General features: G+C 55.2%; 18 protein-coding genes. 4 read left to right on the top strand and 14 right to left on the bottom strand.

Annotated elements, in window-relative coordinates; genetic code table 11:
* Positions 1–16: 16 nt before the first annotated feature.
* The 11 genes from smc to PKO01S_RS13360 all read right to left on the bottom strand — a co-directional run bounded on the left by smc (position 17) and on the right by PKO01S_RS13360 (position 11,668).
* Positions 17–3,610 (bottom strand): chromosome segregation protein SMC, encoded by a 3,594-nt coding sequence (smc, locus tag PKO01S_RS13410; RefSeq protein WP_127531858.1) that lies wholly within the window; start codon positions 3,608–3,610, stop codon positions 17–19.
* A gap of 168 nt (positions 3,611–3,778) precedes the next feature.
* Entirely contained in the window at positions 3,779–4,477 is a 699-nt protein-coding gene (rnc, locus tag PKO01S_RS13405) for a ribonuclease III (protein WP_127531857.1), read from the bottom strand.
* Positions 4,467–5,705, bottom strand: a complete 1,239-nt coding sequence (gene fabF, locus PKO01S_RS13400) for a beta-ketoacyl-ACP synthase II (RefSeq protein WP_127531856.1) — start codon at positions 5,703–5,705, stop codon at positions 4,467–4,469. The genes rnc and fabF overlap by 11 nt, the downstream gene beginning before the upstream one ends.
* Positions 5,706–5,861: 156 nt before the next feature.
* A complete protein-coding gene (gene acpP / locus PKO01S_RS13395; RefSeq protein WP_127531855.1) occupies positions 5,862–6,095 on the bottom strand; it encodes an acyl carrier protein in 234 nt (77 codons plus the stop codon).
* Between the two features lie 94 nt (positions 6,096–6,189).
* The gene (gene fabG, locus PKO01S_RS13390) at positions 6,190–6,939 is read right to left on the bottom strand and encodes a 3-oxoacyl-[acyl-carrier-protein] reductase (RefSeq protein WP_127531854.1); all 750 of its coding nucleotides are present in this window, start codon (positions 6,937–6,939) and stop codon (positions 6,190–6,192) included.
* A gap of 46 nt (positions 6,940–6,985) precedes the next feature.
* Positions 6,986–7,924 (bottom strand): ACP S-malonyltransferase, encoded by a 939-nt coding sequence (gene fabD, locus PKO01S_RS13385; RefSeq protein WP_281278854.1) that lies wholly within the window; start codon positions 7,922–7,924, stop codon positions 6,986–6,988.
* A 96-nt stretch (positions 7,925–8,020) separates the two neighbouring features.
* A complete protein-coding gene (locus PKO01S_RS13380) occupies positions 8,021–9,007 on the bottom strand; it encodes a beta-ketoacyl-ACP synthase III (protein ID WP_127531930.1) in 987 nt (328 codons plus the stop codon).
* An 11-nt stretch (positions 9,008–9,018) separates the two neighbouring features.
* Complete coding sequence (gene plsX, locus PKO01S_RS13375; RefSeq protein ID WP_127531852.1) at positions 9,019–10,008, bottom strand: phosphate acyltransferase PlsX; 990 nt, start codon at positions 10,006–10,008, stop codon at positions 9,019–9,021.
* The gene (fapR, locus tag PKO01S_RS13370) at positions 9,992–10,588 is read right to left on the bottom strand and encodes a transcription factor FapR (RefSeq protein WP_174818573.1); all 597 of its coding nucleotides are present in this window, start codon (positions 10,586–10,588) and stop codon (positions 9,992–9,994) included. Before fapR ends, plsX begins: the two co-directional genes overlap by 17 nt.
* Positions 10,589–10,927: 339 nt before the next feature.
* The gene (rpmF, locus tag PKO01S_RS13365; protein WP_006036546.1) at positions 10,928–11,101 is read right to left on the bottom strand and encodes a 50S ribosomal protein L32; all 174 of its coding nucleotides are present in this window, start codon (positions 11,099–11,101) and stop codon (positions 10,928–10,930) included.
* Between the two features lie 45 nt (positions 11,102–11,146).
* Positions 11,147–11,668 carry a YceD family protein gene (locus PKO01S_RS13360; protein ID WP_127531850.1) on the bottom strand — a complete coding sequence of 174 codons (522 nt, stop codon included), beginning with the start codon at positions 11,666–11,668 and terminating at the stop codon, positions 11,147–11,149.
* Positions 11,669–11,784: 116 nt separating this feature from the next.
* Between PKO01S_RS13360 and PKO01S_RS13355 the strand changes: the two genes are divergently transcribed.
* Complete coding sequence (locus PKO01S_RS13355; RefSeq protein WP_127531849.1) at positions 11,785–13,038, top strand: nucleotidyltransferase; 1,254 nt, start codon at positions 11,785–11,787, stop codon at positions 13,036–13,038.
* A 169-nt stretch (positions 13,039–13,207) separates the two neighbouring features.
* On the top strand, positions 13,208–14,488 hold the full coding sequence (locus PKO01S_RS13350) for a nucleoside recognition domain-containing protein (RefSeq protein WP_127531848.1): 1,281 nt from the start codon (positions 13,208–13,210) through the stop codon (positions 14,486–14,488).
* Between the two features lie 38 nt (positions 14,489–14,526).
* Here PKO01S_RS13350 and coaD read toward each other — a convergent pair whose 3' ends face one another.
* From coaD to pruA, 3 genes are all read right to left on the bottom strand, one after another.
* Positions 14,527–15,033, bottom strand: a complete 507-nt coding sequence (gene coaD, locus PKO01S_RS13345; RefSeq protein WP_127531847.1) for a pantetheine-phosphate adenylyltransferase — start codon at positions 15,031–15,033, stop codon at positions 14,527–14,529.
* Positions 15,026–15,628 carry a 16S rRNA (guanine(966)-N(2))-methyltransferase RsmD gene (rsmD, locus tag PKO01S_RS13340; protein ID WP_127531846.1) on the bottom strand — a complete coding sequence of 201 codons (603 nt, stop codon included), beginning with the start codon at positions 15,626–15,628 and terminating at the stop codon, positions 15,026–15,028. The genes coaD and rsmD overlap by 8 nt, the downstream gene beginning before the upstream one ends.
* A 194-nt stretch (positions 15,629–15,822) precedes the next feature.
* Complete coding sequence (gene pruA / locus PKO01S_RS13335) at positions 15,823–17,370, bottom strand: L-glutamate gamma-semialdehyde dehydrogenase (RefSeq protein ID WP_127531845.1); 1,548 nt, start codon at positions 17,368–17,370, stop codon at positions 15,823–15,825.
* A 165-nt stretch (positions 17,371–17,535) separates the two neighbouring features.
* Here pruA and PKO01S_RS13330 point away from each other — a divergent pair, with 165 nt between their 5' ends.
* A complete protein-coding gene (locus PKO01S_RS13330) occupies positions 17,536–18,468 on the top strand; it encodes a proline dehydrogenase family protein (protein ID WP_127531844.1) in 933 nt (310 codons plus the stop codon).
* 88 nt (positions 18,469–18,556) lie between these two features.
* Positions 18,557–18,956 (top strand): arginase family protein (locus PKO01S_RS13325; protein WP_174818571.1); only part of this gene is annotated, 400 nt, incomplete at its 3' end.

Raw genomic sequence — 18,956 nt, 5'->3', positions numbered from 1 at the left:
TCGCGAATCAATATGGTTATGCGCTGGCGGTGCCATCGTCGATGAACGATTCGTCATCCTCCAGCCGCACCGATACGAGCTTGGATACGCCGCCTTCTTCCATCGTAACGCCGTACAGGACATCCGCTTCTTCCATCGTGCCCTTGCGGTGCGTCACGACGATGAACTGGGTCAAGTCCGAGAACTCGCGCAAATATTGTGCAAAACGCGCCACGTTCGCTTCGTCCAGCGCCGCCTCGACCTCGTCAAGCACGCAGAACGGAACCGGCTTGACTTGCAGAATCGCAAACAGAAGCGCGATTGCCGTCAAAGCGCGTTCGCCGCCGGAGAGCAGCTGCAAGTTCTGCAACTTCTTGCCTGGTGGCTGAGCCACAATATCGATGCCCGTCTCGAGGATGCGGTCGGGCTCTGCCATCACCAGGTCCGCGCGTCCGCCGCCGAACAGTTTCGCGAACACGACGACGAAGTGGCCGCGGATCGCTTCGAACGTCTCCCGGAACTTCTTGGACATCTCTTCATCCATTTCGCGGATAACTTGATAGATTGTCGTCTTCGCATCGATCAGATCGACACGCTGCGTATCGAGAAACTCGAAACGTTCTTTCACACGCAAATATTCGTCGATCGCGCCGAGATTCACTTCGCCCAGCGAATGGATCTGCCGCTTCAGATCGCGAACCGCGTTCTGTGTCGCCGTGATGTCTTCCGGCACTGGATACCGTTCCTTCGCCAGCTCGAAGCTTAGCTCGTATTCCTCACTCAACTTGCGCAGCAAGTTGTCGAGTTCAACGTCGAGGCGGTTGACGGCGATCTCGGTCTGACGCATCTTATCTTCGGTTTCACGCAGCAATGCACGCTGCTCCTTCGTCTCGCTCTCGCCGTCTTCGAGTCCTTTGATCATCTCAGCCCGTTCCGAACGCTTCATATCCGTCCGTTCGGCGCAGCTGTCTTTGCGCAGCTTCAGATCGTTCAACTGTTCGATCTGCTGAACCGATTCCACCGCCTGGCGTTCCTCGTCTTCCTTGAGCTGGCCTTGAACGCCGCGCAATGCGGACAATTCCGACTTCGCGCGGTTGATGTCCGCCCGGATTCGTGCAGCTTGATCCTCCATCGAGAACTTCTCTTGCTCCGTCTTCGCGGCCAATATCTTGAGATCAGTCAATTGGCCCTGCAGCTCTTCGCGCGCCGATTCCGACGCTTTGCGACGAACTTCAGCCGCTTGTATGTCGGCTTGCAGCTTCGTTTCCCGGACAGACAATTCCTCCAGCCTCACGCGGGCAGCGGCTGCCGCCGCTTCCAAATCGCGCTGCTCCGACAGCTGTCCCGTACGGTCCGCGTTATACACTTGCAGCTGCTCCGTCAGTTGCATCAGCTGTTTATCTGCCTGCAGGAGCTCTGCTTTCAACTGCTGCTCTTCAATTCGCAGCTTCTCGCTCTGCTCGCGGAGCTCCTCGACGTTCTGGCTGCGAATCGACTGTTCCTTGCGCAGATCGGCGAGCTTATCGCGCAGCTTGTCCGCTTGACGCTGGTTGTCCGTAATTTCTTCGTCCATCTGCTCGATCTGGCGCTGCCTGCCAAGCAGGCTGGCGCCTTTCTTCTGCAGACTGCCGCCGGTCATCGAGCCGCCGGCATTCACAACGTCACCTTCGAGCGTCACGACCCGGTACCGGTATTGGCACCGTGAAGCGATCCGGTTGGCTTGCTCGAGCGTCTCCGCAATCAGGACGTTGCCGAGTAAGCTTGCCACAATAGACTCGTATCGTTGATCACAACCGACAAGATCAGCAGCGACACCGACGAATCCTTCAACTTCCGCTACTTGGCGGCGGTCAGATTCCGATACGTTCCGCCCCCGAATAACATCGAGCGGCAGGAACGTCGCGCGGCCTAGCTGGCGCTGCTTCAAGAATCCGATAGCAGCACGCGCCGTCGACTCGTTCTCCATGACGACATGCTGGAGCGCTCCGCCTAGCGCCGTCTCAACGGCCGTCTCGATCCGCTCCGGCACACGAATAAGCTCTGCAACCGCGCCATGAACGCCGTTCAAGCCCCCCTGCGTCTTCCGGGCCGCCTTCAATACTTCTTTGACGCCCTGCATGAAGCCATCAAGCGCATCCTGCATTTCCTTCATCGTATCGCGGCGGGAAATGAGCGCATCTAGACGTTGCTCCCATTTGCGCACCATCTGCTGTGTATCCTCGTACACTTTATACAGTGCGCGGGATTGCTCGCTTTCCTCTGTGTACTTCTCTTTCACTTCCGAGAGAGAAGCTAGAGCTGCAGCCAGACGCTCCGATAATTCATTCCTTCGAGCCGTGAGTTCTTCTTGCTGCTGCCGCCATTTGGCTTCCTCGTCACCGATTCGGTCCATCCGGCGCTTCACTTGCTCCTGCTGCTGCTCGGTGTAGCGAATTTCATTACGGGCCTGTGCCATGGCGCTCAGCACATCGAGCAATTCCGTCTTCAGTGATTCCTCGGCTTCCTGTCCTGCTTCTCCGGCCGTACCGGCAAGCTGGGCTTCTTCTTCGGCAAGCTGAACGCGAAGATTCCCCATTTCCTCTTCGAGTATTGCAACCTTCGCCCGGAAGTCCGCCTCTTCTTTCACAAGCGACGCAATCCGTTCATCAAGCGTAACGACCGACTCATCGAGCTGCCGTTTGTTCTGATCCTGATTGCGTTTGCGTTCCTTCAATACTTCGCCATAGCCTTCGCACTTCTCGTAATCTTCGCTTAGCTGAAGCATCGATTCGTGAAGCTGGTCGAGCTCCTGCTCGATTTCGCGCAGCCGTTGACGATCCTTCTCCAGCAGAGCATCGTGCTTGCTGACGACGGATGCGTAAGTCAGACGCTCGCGCTCCAATTGCTCCAACTTCGCTGTTGATTCGTTCCACGTCGTGTGAACCGTCTCGATTTGATGCACATACATCGATATTTCTTGCGTTTGCAATTGCTCACGCAACGCTTTATACTTGATCGCTTTCTCGGATTGCACGCGCAGCGGCTCTACCTGATCCTCAAGCTCCGAAACCAGGTCATGAATCCGCAGCAAATTTTGCTCCGTCTCCTCCAGCTTCCGCTGTGCCTCGCGCTTGCGCGCTTTGAACTTCACGATGCCGGAAGCTTCTTCGAAGATGCCGCGACGGTCTTCCGAGCGCGTACTCAATATTTCTTCAATCCGTCCTTGTCCGATAATCGAATATGCTTCTTTGCCGATACCGGTATCCATGAAGAGTTCGGTAATATCTTTCAGCCGGCAAGGCTGTTTGTTAATCATATAATCGCTATCGCCGCTGCGATGAACGCGCCTAGTAACCGTTACTTCGTCGTATTCAAGCGCAAGCGCATTATCGCTATTGTCAAGCGTTAGCGATACTTCGCCGATGTTGACCGCTTTACGCGCATCGCTTCCCGCGAATATGATATCTTCCATCTTGCCGCCGCGAAGACTCTTGGCGCTCTGTTCGCCAAGCACCCAGCGGATGCCGTCCGAAATATTACTTTTGCCGCTGCCGTTCGGTCCTACGACAGCCGTTATGCCGCGCACGAAGTCCATTTCCGTTTTATCGGCAAACGATTTAAAACCAGACAACTCGATCCGTTTCAAGAACATGATTACGGGTTCACCTCAACGAGTATTGTACCATACTGAGAAAGAAAGGTCAGGATTGTACTTTGAAACCGCATAACGGGCAAATAAACGATACTGCTATCGGCCGCATAACACGACAAAGCGCTGCTGCAGCCTTACTCGTCCGCTGCGCAGCGCCTTTCGATAGCTTTATTGCTTCCCTTCAAGCAGCCGGCATGCCGCCTCAGCTGAACGCTGCTCGGCTTCCTTCTTCGTCCTGCCGATGCCGACGCCATACGGGCGGTCGCCGATCCTTACTTCGACAACGAATTCACGGTCATGCGCCGGCCCGCGCTCTTCGGCTATCCGGTACTCAACTGCACCGAGTGAGCCGTGCTGAGCTTTCTCCTGCAGCTTCGACTTAAAGTCCTTCACGAGAAGCGATTCGTTCTCCTCGATATGAGGGAATACGCGCTCGTTCAGGAACGACCGGACCCGGTCAAGACCTTGATCCAAATAGAAAGCGCCGATGAACGATTCGAATAAGTCGGCAAGCAGTGCGGGACGTTGACGCCCCCCAAGCTGCTCTTCCCCGCGTCCGAGCAGAACGCCTGCGCCTAAGCCGAGCATGTCGGCAAACCGCGCGAGCGACGGCTCGCAGACGATCGACGCGCGCATGCGCGTCAGTTCGCCCTCCGGCCGGTTCGGATACGTTATGAAGAGATGCTCCGAGACGAGCAGTTGCAGCACCGCATCGCCCAGAAATTCCAGACGCTCATTATCTTCGATCGGTTTGCCGCGATGCTCATTCACATACGACGTATGTGTAAAAGCTTGCTTCAGCAGCCGCGGCTGCTTGAATCGAATGAGGAGTCTTTGCTGCAATTGATCTAACGCATCATGCCTCATACGCTCTCATCACGATCGTCGCGTTGTGGCCGCCGAATCCGAACGAATTCGACAATGCCGTCCGAACGTTCGCCTGACGAGGCTTGTTCGGTACAAAATCAAGATCGAGTTCCGGGTCTTGATTGTCCAGGTTGATCGTCGGAGCAATGACGCCATTCTGAATCGTCAGTCCGAGAATGACAGCTTCTACGCCGCCTGCCGCGCCGAGCAAGTGCCCGGTCATCGATTTCGTCGAGCTGATCGCAACTTTATAAGCATGATCGCCGAACGCTTTCTTCACCGCCAGCGTCTCCGAACGGTCGCCTACTGGCGTCGATGTGCCGTGAGCATTAATATAATCGATCTCTTCAGGCGCCAAGCCTGCATCCTTCAACGCTCGTACCATACAACGTGCTGCTCCATCCGGATCAGGCTCTGTCATATGGTGAGCGTCGCCGCTCATTCCATAACCGATTACCTCGGCATAGATGCGAGCGCCGCGCTTCTGTGCATGCTCGAGCGATTCGAGTACAAGCACACCTGCTCCCTCGCCCATTACAAATCCGTCGCGATCGACGTCGAATGGACGGCTCGCTTTCTCTGGCTCATCGTTCCGCACGCTCATCGCGCGCATGGCGCAAAATCCAGCCATCCCCGTTGGTCTGATCGTCGCTTCTGCTCCGCCGCAAATCATAACGTCAGCGTCGCCGCGCTGGATCATCTTGTACGAGTCGCCAATGGAGTGGGTGCCGGTCGCACAAGCAGTAACCGCAGTGCTGTTCGGACCTTTTGCCCCGGTCGCCATCGACACTTGTCCGGACGCCATATTCGCGATCATCATCGGAATAAAGAATGGGCTTACCCGTTTAGGGCCTTTCTCCAGCAAAATGTTGTGCTGATCTTCCCACGTTCCAAGTCCGCCAATGCCGGAACCGACCATAACGCCTACGCGTTCTGGATCAACCGCATCGCCGATCTCGAGCGCTGCGTCTTTAACTGCTTTCTTCGAAGCTGCAACCGCGAACTGTACGAAACGGTCCATCTTGCGTGCTTCTTTCTTATCCGCGTAATCTTCCGGATTGAACCCTTTGATCTCTGCTGCAATTCGTGTTGGATATTCCGATACGTCAAACGCTTCTACTAGAGAAACGCCGGACTTTCCTTCCATCAAATTGCCCCAAAACTGATCCAAATCGGAGCCGAGCGAGGTAATGACCCCCATGCCTGTGACGACAACTCTTTGTTTCATTCTGTTCACCTCTACGGACAGCAATATGGATGGTATATATAACCCCATCTGTGTCATGTATATGTAACGAGATAAGTCTCGTATGCCTTGCTTGTACAACCGAAAAACGTCCAATGATGGAGAGAAGTCCCGTTGCAATAACGGGACTTACGAATCTTACGTATGAGATTGTATGTAATTTACTACTTCTCCCACAGTTGTGATTTTCTCTGCATCTTCATCAGAGATTTCCAAGTCAAACTCGTCTTCAAGCTCCATAACCAGCTCAACTACGTCGAGCGAGTCAGCGCCCAGGTCATCTTTGAAGCTAGCTTCCAGCGTAACTTCGGATTCATCTGCGCCGAGGCGGTCAACGACGATGCGTTTGACGCGATCCAATACTTCGGACATCCGGTTCACCTCCTCCATGGTATTATACGAGAATCGCAGGCAAAATGCCAGCGTAACCGTTTCATTTTACACCAATTGAACCTATAATAACACCTTACATATACATGCCGCCATCGACATGGATCGTTTGGCCGGTCATGTAGCTTGCTGCATCCGAAGCGAGGAACCGAACCGCATTGGCAATGTCGGACGGCTGTCCGAGTCGCGCAAGCGGAATTTGGCCGATATGGTGTTCCTTCGCTTCATCGGACAATTTGTCCGTCATATCGGTCTCGATAAAGCCAGGCGCAATGCAGTTCACCGTGATGCCGCGGGAAGCCAGCTCACGCGCAGACGATTTGGTCAAGCCGATAACGCCGGCTTTCGCGGCAACGTAATTGGCTTGTCCAGCATTGCCAAGCACGCCGACGACGGACGAAATGTTGATGATGCGGCCAAAACGCTGCTTCATCATAGGACGGGTAACGGCTTTGATGCCGTTGAACACGCCCTTCAAATTCGTCTCAATGACTTGGTCGAACTCTTCTTCTTTCATGCGCATGATTAAATTATCTCTTGTAATGCCAGCGTTATTCACGAGAATGTCGACTTTGCCCAACTGCTCGATCGTCGTTTTGACCATCGCGTCGAACTGGTCGGCTTTGCCGACGTTGCCCTGCACGATAATCGCACGGCGGCCGAGCGCCTCGATCGCATTCGCCGTCTCAACCGCTGCAGCTTCGCTGCCCGAATAGTTAACGGCAATGTCTGCGCCAGCTTCAGCAAGCGCAATTGCGATTGAGCGGCCAAGACCGCGGGATGCGCCCGTTACGAGCGCAGCTTTACCTTCCAAGCTTGCAAACATAGTGCTGCTCCCTCCACAATCGGAATACTTCCTGCCTTACGTTCCACTACCCCGCAGGCGTAAGCGCCGCTTCGAGCGATTGCACGCTGTTAATCGAGATGACATTTACGCTGCGGTCGATTTTCTTAATCAGACCGGCGAGTACATTGCCCGATCCGATCTCGACGAATGTATCCACGCCTAATTCGATCAGCTTGCGCACGCTGTCTTCCCATAGAACCGGCGAATACACTTGCTCGACTAACAAACGGCGGATATCGGATGCCGCTGTTACCGGCTCAGCCGTGACGTTCGCAAGAACTGGCACCGCAGCATCGGCGATTGCCGCTTGCTCAAGCACGCCTGCAAGCCGCTCCGCGGCAGGCTTCATCAGCGAGGAATGGAACGGTCCGCTTACTTCAAGCGGAATAACCCGTTTCGCACCTGCATCCTTGCCGCGTTCCACAACCGCTTGAACGCCGCTAGCCGTACCCGATACGACGATTTGACCCGGGCAGTTGATGTTGGCAAGCTCAACTGCGCCAGCGTCGGCAGAGAGGGCTGCGCACAAGTTAGCGAGCGCATCGCGCTCAGCGCCGAGCACAGCAGCCATGGCGCCTGTTCCGCCCGGAACAGCTTGCTCCATAAATTCGCCGCGGGCACGTACCGTACGCACCGCATCTTGGAACGACAGTGCTCCGGCTGCAACCAGCGCGCTGTACTCGCCGAGGCTGTGGCCCGCGACATAATCCGGCGCAAGGCCGCGCCCTTTGAGCGCTTCCAGCAAAGCGACGCTCACCGTCAGCAGTGCCGGCTGTGTGTTCGCCGTCTGCTTCAAGTTATCGTTCGGTCCGTTGAAAATAATGTCGCTCAACTTGAATCCAAGAGCTTCATCAGCTTGATTAAATACGTTACGCGAGACTTCATATTGATCGAAAACGTCTTGCCCCATGCCAACCGCTTGAGCGCCTTGGCCAGGGAATACGAAAGCAATTTTATTAGCCAATGGTAAGAGTGCCTCCTTTTTCATACCGACTTCCTCAATGACGGGCGATCGATTATATACCTTCGCCAGCTTGGCAGCGGTCCCTGCGGGACTAAGCTACCAATTCAATACGGATGCACCCCACGTCAGGCCCCCGCCAAAACCGACCAGAACAAGAGTGTCGCCTTCTTGAACACGTCCGCTTTCAACCGCTTCCGCGAGCGCGACTGGAATCGAAGCCGCCGACATATTGCCGTACTTATCGAGGTTGACCATGCACTTGTCTTCCGGCAGTTCAAGACGGTTGATCGCCGAGTTAATGATGCGGATATTCGCTTGATGCGGTACAAGCAGATCGATGTCACTCTTCTCCAGGCCTGCTTTGCGGAGAGCTTCTTCCGCTGCGCCGCCCATAATGCGGACCGCGAATTTGAACACGTCATTGCCTGCCATGTGAATGAAATGCTTCTTGTCTGCGACCGTATCCGTCGAAGATGGCATCCGTGAACCGCCGCCGCATACTTTGAGCAACTCGCCGCCGCTTCCGTCAGCACCGAGCTCGAACGACTTGAACCCGCGGCCTTCAGGAACCTGACCGAGTACGACAGCTCCTGCTCCGTCGCCGAACAATATGCATGTATTACGGTCCGTGTAGTCCGTAATGCGGGACAGACACTCCGCGCCTACAACGAGCGCATGCTTATACATGCCTGTCGCAATCATGCTGGACGCCGTTGCCAGACCGTATATGAACCCCGAGCATGCTGCCGACAGATCGAACGCAGCCGCCTTGGATGCGCCAAGCTTATCCTGCAGCAAGCATGCCGTCGAAGGGAAGAACATATCCGGCGTAATGGTCGCAACGATGATAAGATCGATGTCTTCCGCCGTCAAGCCTGCCGATTGCAGCGCTGCTTGCGCCGCATTGAACGCCAGATCCGATGTCGCTTGCTCAGGCGCCGCGATACGGCGCTCGCGAATACCGGTACGCGTGACGATCCATTCGTCATTCGTCTCGACCATTTGCTCAAGCTCAGCGTTCGTCAGTACGCGCTCCGGCACGTACTTGCCAATACCAATAATACCGACCGACTTCGTGTTCACCAAAGGTTCACTCACTTCCCGCTTATTTCGTTCGCCATATACGTCGTAACATCGCTAATAAGTGCATTGCGCGTCTGACGTATCGCATTCTTGATAGCTTTCGCGTCTGATGAGCCGTGTCCTTTGACAACTAGACCATTGACTCCTAGCAGCAATGCGCCGCCATGTTCTTTGTAATCCATTTTGCGGCTGAATTGACGAAGACCTTTCATCATCACCGCACCAGCCGCTTTGGTCAGCCAGTTACGGTTGAATTCCGTCTTGAGCGTCTTCATAATCGTACCGGCAGTACCTTCAATCGCTTTAAGCATAATATTCCCGGCGAAGCCGTCGCATACAAGCACGTCGCAATTCCGGTGAAGGACATCGCGGGCTTCGACGTTCCCGATAAAATTCAGCGAGGAAGCTTCCAGCAGATCGAAAGCCGCTTTCGTCAGCTCGTTGCCTTTGCGCTCTTCCGTTCCTACATTAAGCAGTCCGACTCTTGGCGAGCTTATGCCGTCCACCTTATTGCGGTAAATGCTGCCGATCGTCGCATACTGAAGCAAATGTTCCGGCTTGGAGTCCATGTTCGCACCAAGATCAAGCGCCAGCACACCGACATCGTCCATCGTAGGAAAAAGTTGAGAGAGCGCCGGCCGTTCAATGCCAGCCATCCGACCGACGACGAGCAGCCCTGTCGTCATCAACGCGCCGGTATTGCCTGCCGAAATCATCGCGTTCGCGCGGCCTTCACGAACGAGCTGCCCCGCAATGACCATCGATGATCCCTTCTTGCGGCGAACCGCTTTGACCGGTTCTTCGTCGGGACCTATGACCTCGTCCGCATGCTCGACTGAAACATTGGCCAACGATTGGTCTTGCAGAAGCGGATTGATTTGAGCCGAATCCCCTACAAGAACCAAATGAATATCTTTCCATTCCGCTGCCGCTTCCAGCGCTCCTTGTACAATGAGGCTGGGGGCATGGTCGCCGCCCATTGCGTCAATGGCGATCCGCACGTTCTATTCCTCCTTCATCGACCTGATCTCCAGCGGACCGGTAGATGATAAAATTCCCTTGGAAAACCATCTCTTCCCCAACGTAAGTGAACACTTCCACTTTCGCCTTGCTCTTCTCGCCGGAAACCGACCGGACATAAGCTTTCGCGATACATTTCTCGCCCAGCTTGACAGAGCGGATAAACCGGATATCGGCAGCCGCGGTCAACGCAATCTCGTCATCAATGACAGCGACTGCAAGCGAGTTCGCTTGTGCGAATACATGGTGTCCTCGTGCAATCCCGGTGCGGGAAAACACATGCTCGTTGGCGATCTCGAACATCGATATGCCGCTGCGGTCCAGTTGCAAATCGACGATATCCCCTATTACTTCGTGCAGCGGCAGCGACCGTACCGAGTCATACGACCTTTCAGCCATCAGCTTGAGCCGTTCTCTAAGCTCCGGAATTCCGAGCTCGAGCCGGTCAAGCCGGATCGTCTGAATGCTGACCTTAAGCAGCCGAGTCAATTCGCGGTCCGTTATGAACGGATTTTCATCGATCAGCTTCGACAGCTGTTGGTGCCGCTGACGTTTCGGCAATCGTTCGATGGCCGGCACCACCTTCACATCGTAGTCAATAATCTAATCAACAATTAGTAATTCCTGATTAATTCTATTGTTCCTTAACGCCGATTGCGCCATCCGATTCTCATTCATCCAGCGCATTCGGTTTAAAAATAAAAGCAGCTATTATAACCTGGTACTAATTAATTATATAAAAAATGACGGCGCTAAGCAACGTCCGAATCGGTCGATAATCGACCGCCGGCCTTTGCATGCGCCGTCATTGCATCCGCAGCATGGTGCACGGAGCCTGTTCCGCCTTTGAAAAAAATAGCACTTCATCGTGAGATGAAGCACTACGAGTGGGAAACCGGCTTATTGCGAAATGATCTCTTTCGTTTTGTAATACCCGCACACTTTGCATACGTGGTGAGCAAGCTTCAACTCTCCGCATTGCTCGCATTTCACCATACCTGGCACCGCCAGTTTGAAGTGCGTGCGACGTTTGTCGCGGCGAGTTTTGGAAGTTCTACGTTGTGGTACTGCCATCTTTCCCACCTCCTTCACAGAATTACAAGCCGTATGAACAGCTAGTTATTGATTGTCGTCTTTGAACAAATCTTTAAGTGCAGCCAGGCGTGGATCAATAGCCCCGCGCTGACAGCCGCATTCTCGATCATTCAAGTTCTGTCCGCATTCGGAGCAAAGTCCTTTGCAGTCGCTGCTGCACATTGGTACGAACGGAAGCTCAAGCAGCCACATATCTTCGATGTATGGCTTCAAGTCGAGCGTATCGCCTACGACCTCAATCGTATCTTCGTCCAATTCCTCATCTTCCGGCGATAACGCATCGACTGGTTTGAACTGCTCATGAAACGGCACGTCCACCTTAACGGCAGCCGGGTTCAAACAGCGGGAGCAAGCCATCTCTAGCTCGGAAGTCAATCTTCCGTCGACATGAACGATGCCTTCGGCTGCGTGAATGTTCAGCTCGGCATGTACCGGACTAGCCGATAACACGTCTTTGCGCCCTTTCAGCAGCGGTGCAACTTCGAATGTCTCGCGGATTGGAGGCAGCGTTCCTTTGATCAATGCTTCTTGAATACGAAATTGCATGAGATCACCCCAAACAAACAAAGATTATTATATCGATTGAATGATGGTTTTGTCAACATTTTCAGCGCATGTTATGATGATGAAGAAATCAATACGAACCTTATCGGAGGATCGCAATGCGCACGGTTGGCATCGTCGTTGAGTATAACCCTTTTCATAACGGACATTTATATCATGTACAGCAGTCGCGCAAAATAACGGGAGCAGACGCCGTCGTCGCCGTCATGAGCGGCCACTTCCTTCAGCGCGGGGAGCCTGCTCTGCTCGACAAATGGACACGGGCCGAGATGGCTCTGCGCGGCGGCTGCGATCTGGTGCTCGAACTCCCGGTCGCCTATTCGACCCAGTCGGCCGAATGGTTCGCCCGCGGCGCAATCGCAACACTCGATGCGTGCGGCATCGTCGATGCTATATGCTTCGGCAGTGAATCTGGCGATATCGCCCCGTTCCGCGCCGCCGCAAGAGCGCTTTGCGAGGAGCCAACGGCATTCAAGCAAATGCTTAGCAGCAAGCTTGCCGAAGGCGTGCCTTTTCCAGCGGCATATGAAGCTGCCCTTGCCGCTTATATGGAGCAGACCGGCGCCCCATCCCTCGCCGTCGCGCAGCCGAATAACTCGCTTGGGCTGCATTATACTCTGTCGCTCGAGCGGATTGGAAGCGCTATGGAGCCCTACACGATCCGGCGGGAGAAATCCGGCTACAACGATACGTCTCCTACCGATGAGGCTATCGCCAGCGCAACGGCCATTCGCAAGCTGCTGTTCGAAGCGGGCGATCTGAACGCAGCGCAAGCCTACGTTCCCCATTCGACTTTACAACTAATGGAACGGGAGCTTGCCGCAGGCAGACCCGCAGTCGATTGGCGCTCGTTCGATAAATTGCTGTTCCACTCGATTCTGACCAAGTCAACCGAGCAGCTCGCCGGCATACACGAAATGACGGAAGGCCTTGAGCATCGGCTGCTCAAAACGATTCGCGGCTTGGACGCGTTCCGTTTCGACCTATTAATAGAAGCATTGAAGACCAAACGGTACACTCGCACAAAGCTGCAGCGCGCTTTGCTTGCCTCCTTACTCGGGCATTCGAAGGAAGAGCTCTCTCCGGCCAATCTGGCAGAAGGCCCAGGCTATATCCGTGTGCTAGGCTTTACACCTGCGGGTCAATCGCTCCTGAAGCGAATGCGCGCCAGCTCCAGATGGCCCGTGCTAATGAGCGCCGCCGGAGCAACGCAACCGCTGCCTATGCTGGCGCTGGATATTCGGGCTACATCCGTCTACACGCTCGCCCGTCAACCCCAAGCCGATTCCCGCCAGCTGTTCAGGGATTATTATGAGAAGCCGCTCCAGATCGGATTCGACCAACCATCATAACGGCCTGCTTCACTCTGTTGCCGCCTGCACCGTTCTGGATTGCAGACGGCTTCTTAGGTTTGTCTAAAGCAACCGATGCTATGGTCTACCTCTTCCGTCCCATGCGTACAATGTAAGGAATGCCCGTCCTTACCGGACAATGTACGCATTCTGGAAAGGGGCTGTGCCGATGGCGCGTACTATTGCGCTTGCTTGCGTCTCCATTCTGCTCGTTGCCGCTGTCATCCGCCAGCCTGACGCAACCTTTCAAGCCTCGCTGCAAGGGCTGACGTTATGGTGGACGATCATATTCCCTGGGCTGATGCCGTTCATTGTGCTGTCCGAGCTCATGACGATATTCGGTGTAACCGCACTTGCAGGCCGATTGCTGGAGCCCGCAATGGAGCGGCTGTTCCGTCTTCCCGGCGATGCCGGAATAGCGGTTGCAGCCGGTTGGACAGGCGGTTACGCCGCCGGCTCCGAAGCAGCCGCAGAGCTTCACCGCTCCGGCAAACTTACCCGTCCGCAAGGTCAACGGCTGCTCGCCTTAGCCCATATGCCGAACCCGCTCTTTATGCTGATCGTCGTCGGAGCCGGCTTCATGAAGCAGCCCTCTGCCGGCATCTCCATTGCTATAGCGGTATGGATCAGCGGCTTGCTAGCCGCATTCTTCTCCTCGCTGATCGAACGGTTGAACCGGCAGTCCGCACAACACACTCACAGGAATTCCTCCGAACCATCCGAACGATTGTCACATCCGACCAGCTTTATTGCGAAGACTGAACAGACCGGATCAAACCCTAACCACAAAAATCTATTCGTCCGGGCAGAGTCAGCAAGACGAAGCAAATACGAAGCCGACGGACGGTCTTTCGGCCAGGCGCTGGGAGATTCGACGATTGCCGCCGTACAGAAGCTGCTTGTAGCTGGCGGCATTATTATCATAAGCGCCGTACTTGTCCGGATGGTCGAACCGCTCTGGGATACGATTGACGGCCTGCTTCACTTGCCGAATTGGCTGCTGCCAGCGCTGCTCGAAAGCCATCTGGGCGCCTATGCCGCATCCACATCGCCGATCCATTCCTCATCCGCTGCTTGGCCTGCCGCCGCAGCAGCGGCAGCCCTTGCCTGGAGCGGCTTAGGCGCAATCGCACAAGCAAGTGCGGCTATCGCCGGCACCGATCTGAAGCTGCTCCCGTTCATTATGAACCGTGCGGTTCATGCCTTGCTTGCAGCGGCAGCCGCGGTACTGATCTGGCGGCCGGTCTCTTCAATGCTGGCCGCTGCCGGAGAAGTTGGCGTACTGCCTGCCATGATGACGGACCGTGTAACGTTGCCATCATTCTATCGAGCTTCGGATATACCGTCGCTGTGGCCATTCGTCCCTGCCGCCTTATGCGCCTTCCTGCTGCTTATCGCCGCGTTAGCCGCTCTGTCTCTGACGATACGCACTATCGTAAGCAAAAGGTAAGACGGCCGAGAGAATAAGAAACGACAAATGAGCAGTTGCTACTTGACGCTGCCCTTCTCGATAAGACGCTCTCTAACGTAAGGCGGCACCAATTCGGATACATCACCGTTGAACCGTGCGATTTCTTTCACGATACTAGAGCTCAAATACGAATATTTGGGATTTGTCATCATGAACACCGTTTCAATATCGTCAGCGAGCAAATGATTCGTCGAAGCCATCTGCAGCTCATATTCGAAATCGGATACCGAACGGATGCCGCGTACGATCGTACCGGCTTGCTTCGATTTCATGAACCGGACGAGAAGATCGCGAAAGCTGTCAACTTTGACGTTCGGAATATCGCGGGTCACTTCTTCCAGAAGCGCTTTCCGCTCTTCGATCGTGAACATCGGATTTTTGCTCGTGTTGTTCAGTACCGCTACGATCAGCGTATCGAACTGCTTGGATGCGCGCTGAATGATGTCCAGATGCCCATAAGTCACGGGATCGAAACTGCCCGGATACACGGCGATACGATTGTTGACGCCTTCATGATTAGTCATGCTTTTCTCCTCCATCTTCACCGCTTGCCGGCTCTGTCGTCAGTTGCCGGAACGTATAGATCGTAACGGCAGTATCGCCGTATTTGACACTTCTTCGCTGCTCGAATCCGCCGAATTGCTCCGGGTAGACATGCGCGGCGTCGTGTTCGACGACGATTGTCGCTTCTTGCTCGAGCAATCCGTTTGCCGCAAGCTCACCCAGCAATTCATCCATATTGGTCATCCGGTAAGGCGGATCGAGAAACACTAGACGAAAGCTTTCTTCCCGTTTGGCAAGCGCCTTAACGGCACGTTCCGCATCGTTGCGGTATATTTCCGATCGGCCGCTTACGCCTGCAGCCGCCGTATTGTGCCGGACGACATCTACGCTCTGCTTCTCCTTATCGACGAAAATCGCCTTATCCGCACCGCGGCTAAGCGCTTCGATGCCAAGCCCTCCGGTTCCCGCAAATAAATCAAGCACGAGTCCCCCGTCGAAATACGGTCCGATCATGCTGAAGATCGCTTCTTTCACTTTATCGGTCGTCGGCCGGGTATTCATGCCAGGCACCGCTTTGAGCGGTCGCCCTTTGGCCGATCCCGCAATTACTCTCACTCCCGCTGCCCCCTTAAAATAAAACCCAATCGCATATAAGTCCATATAATGGAACGATTAGACTACTGCCAAATAATAAATGCTTCTAATGCACCATTCGTTATCGTACCACACTTTTCCGCTTGTTATAAAGCTCTGACGTACATAGCAACAGCCGAACGGCATCTAGCCGGTCGGCTGTTAAGTAATGGCCTTTACATTTTTTCCGATACAACCTTGCCTTGCATGAATTGAATCAAATAATCCGGACCGCCCGCCTTCGAATCGGTCCCCGACAAATTGAAGCCGCCGAACGGATGGACACCGACGAGCGCCCCTGTACATTTGCGGTTGAAGTACAGATTGCCGACATGGAACAATTCACGCGCAAGCTCGAGCCTTTCCCTCCGGTTCGAATAGACGGAGCCAGTCAAGCCGTATGGCGTATCGTTCGCTATGGCGAGCGCATGTCCGAAGTCGTCCGCCCGAATGCAGGCAAGCACTGGACCGAATATCTCATCTTGAGCGAGCGTCGCTTGGCTGTCGACGTCTGCGAAGATGGTCGGCTCTACGAAATATCCGGCCCCGTCATCCATGCCGCCTCCTGCGAGCAGCCGTCCTTCTTTTTTCCCGGCCGCTACATACTGTCTGATCTTATTGTACGCTGCCCGGTCGATGACAGGCCCGACGTCCGTCCCTTGCAGCACGGGATCGCCGATCGACAGCCGTCTCGTAAGCGCCGCTACGCGTTCCGTCACCTCGTCATACACATCGGCATGGATGATCGCCCTCGAGCATGCGGAGCATTTCTGTCCGGCATAGCCGAACGCCGATTGAACGATCCCCTGCGATGCCGCCGTAAGATCAGCGTCCCGGTCGACGACAATAGCGTCCTTGCCGCCGAGCTCCGCAATGACCCTCTTAATCCAACGCTGCCCCGGCTGCAGCCTAGCCGCCCTTTCGACAATTCGCAGCCCGACTTCCATCGACCCGGTGAAGCTGACGAACCGCGTCAGCGGATGGTCAATCAACACGTCGCCGATCTCGCCCCCGGAGCCCGGCACGAACTGGATAACATCTTCGGGCAGTCCCGCTTCATGCATCAATTGAACGAACCGCGCTGCGATGACAGGCGTTGCCGATGCCGGCTTCAGCACGACGGTGTTGCCCGCAACGACGGCCGATGCGGTCATACCAGCCATAATGGCGAGCGGGAAATTCCAAGGCGGGATGATGATTCCGACGCCTAGCGGCACATAGCTCCATTCATTATCTTCACCCGCTAGGCGGACAAGCGGCTGAGGCGCGCACAGCCTCTCCGCCTCACGACCGTAATATTCGAGAAAATCGATCGCTTCCGCCGTGTCGACATCGGCCTCCACCCACGTTTTTCCTGCCTCCGCGACAAGCCATGCCGAGAACTCGTGCTTGCGGCGGCGCAGAAGCGCTGCCGCTTTATACAACGTGCGCGCACGGGCGGCCGGCGCAACTCTCTTCCACCGTTCGAAAGCGGCCGCCGCTATATCGACTGCTTCGGTTGCACGTTTGCGGTCCGCCTGCGCGACGAGGCCGACTGTCTCGCCGTGACGAGCTGGATTGACAGACGGCCTCATGGACTCGGATTGAACCGTTCTTCCTCCAATCTGCAGCGGATACGAGTTGCCATACAGCCGCTTGATATCCGTCAGCGCAGCCTCGAACACGCGGCGGTTGTCCGCAAGGCTGAAATCCGTCATCGGCTCGTTGCTGAATGCCCCCATCATCGCAAAGCCCCTCCTATTTCCCGAATATCCGCCTGTCCCTAAGGTATGACGGCACCTGTTCCTGTCTATATATAAGCAAACAGATTCTAAAACATGACAGCTTGCTTACGGAAAAGGATGCTTGCCATCCCATCCGGCGACGCGGCAGGAAAGGAGAGAACGAGGATGGATATGGGCATACGTCTGTTTCGTTCGGTCATCCTCGGATTGGCCGGCAATCCGGCTGCGGCCGCTTTATCGCGCAAGTACGGCATGAAGCTTGGCGCTTCCCGTTTCGTAGCCGGACAGACTCGCGACGAAGCGCTTGCGAAAGCGTTGGAATTGAACGAACGAAAGCTGCTTGTCACGATGGACCACCTCGGCGAAGGGGTAAGAACTGATCAGGAAGCGGACGGTTACCGAAATGAATACATTGCGCTAATCGATGCAATGGCCGTTAAAGGCGTCCGAGGGAACGTATCGCTGAAGCCGACCCAGATGGGTCTTGCGCTTAGCGATCAGCGCGCCTACGAGCGCATTCGGCACATTGCAGCGGCCGCCGCTGACCGATCGATGTTCGTAAGATTGGACATGGAAGACAGCCTCTATACGGAGCGGACGCTCCGCATCGTCAAAAAGCTTCATGCAGACGGTTTAACGAATGCCGGCCCCGTAATTCAGGCGTATCTAAGACGAAGCGATCACGACTTGCGCTCCCTTACCTCCTGCAATATGAACGTCCGCCTTGTGAAAGGCGCCTACAAAGAGCCTGCCCGCATCGCGTATCCGAAACGCGGGGACGTCGATTCGAATTTCAAACGGCTCATCCGCTCCCGGCTCGACAGCGGCGTCTATACGGCCGTCGCTACGCACGACGAAACGATTATTGACTGGGTCCGCACGTTTGTTGCAAGGCGAAGCATTCCGAATTCCGCTTTTGAATTCCAAATGCTATACGGCATCCGGACACCGCTTCAGCTTAGGCTCGCAGAACAAGGTTATACCGTAAGAAGCTATGTGCCGTACGGGACAATGTGGTATCCGTATTTCGTCAGGAGACTGGCCGAGCGGCCAGCGAATGTCGGGTTCGTCGTTCGCAGCATGCTGAAGAGAAATTAAGAAGTAGAGAAATTAAGAAGATCGAAGCTTAGAGGGTGAAGTCGGCCGGTACGGATAACAACACTTCTACTGTGGAGGTGCCGCTCGGATGAACCTTCTTACAAACTTAAGCCGCAAGCCGCACATTGCGGTCATCCCTGCGCCGTTCGATTGGGGAGCAAGCCGCCGCGGTGCGGCGCAGGGCCCGCAAGCGATTCTGTTAGCCGGAATGGAACGAAAGCTTCAGCAGCTTGGCTTCCACTATTCGGTCGAGCCGGCAGCCTATTTGCCCGATGTGCAGTCGGACACCCGCAGCTCGTCCAACCTCCGCCATTGGGGCAAAGTATTGTCCGTTTCCGAAGCGATCGCGCGCAAAACAGCCGAGGCTGCCGTGGCAGGCCAGTTCCCGCTGCTGCTCGGCGGCGACCACAGCGTCGCGATCGGCTCCATCGCCGGCGCCGCGCAGCGCCGCAAGCGGCTCGGCGTATTGTGGATCGACGCCCACGGCG

The sequence above is a fragment of the Paenibacillus kobensis NBRC 15729 genome (assembly GCF_004000825.1).
Lineage (GTDB): Bacteria > Bacillota > Bacilli > Paenibacillales > Paenibacillaceae > Paenibacillus_T > Paenibacillus_T kobensis.
Note: the sequence above shows the minus strand (reverse complement) of the source record. Positions and strands in the feature narration are given on the sequence as shown.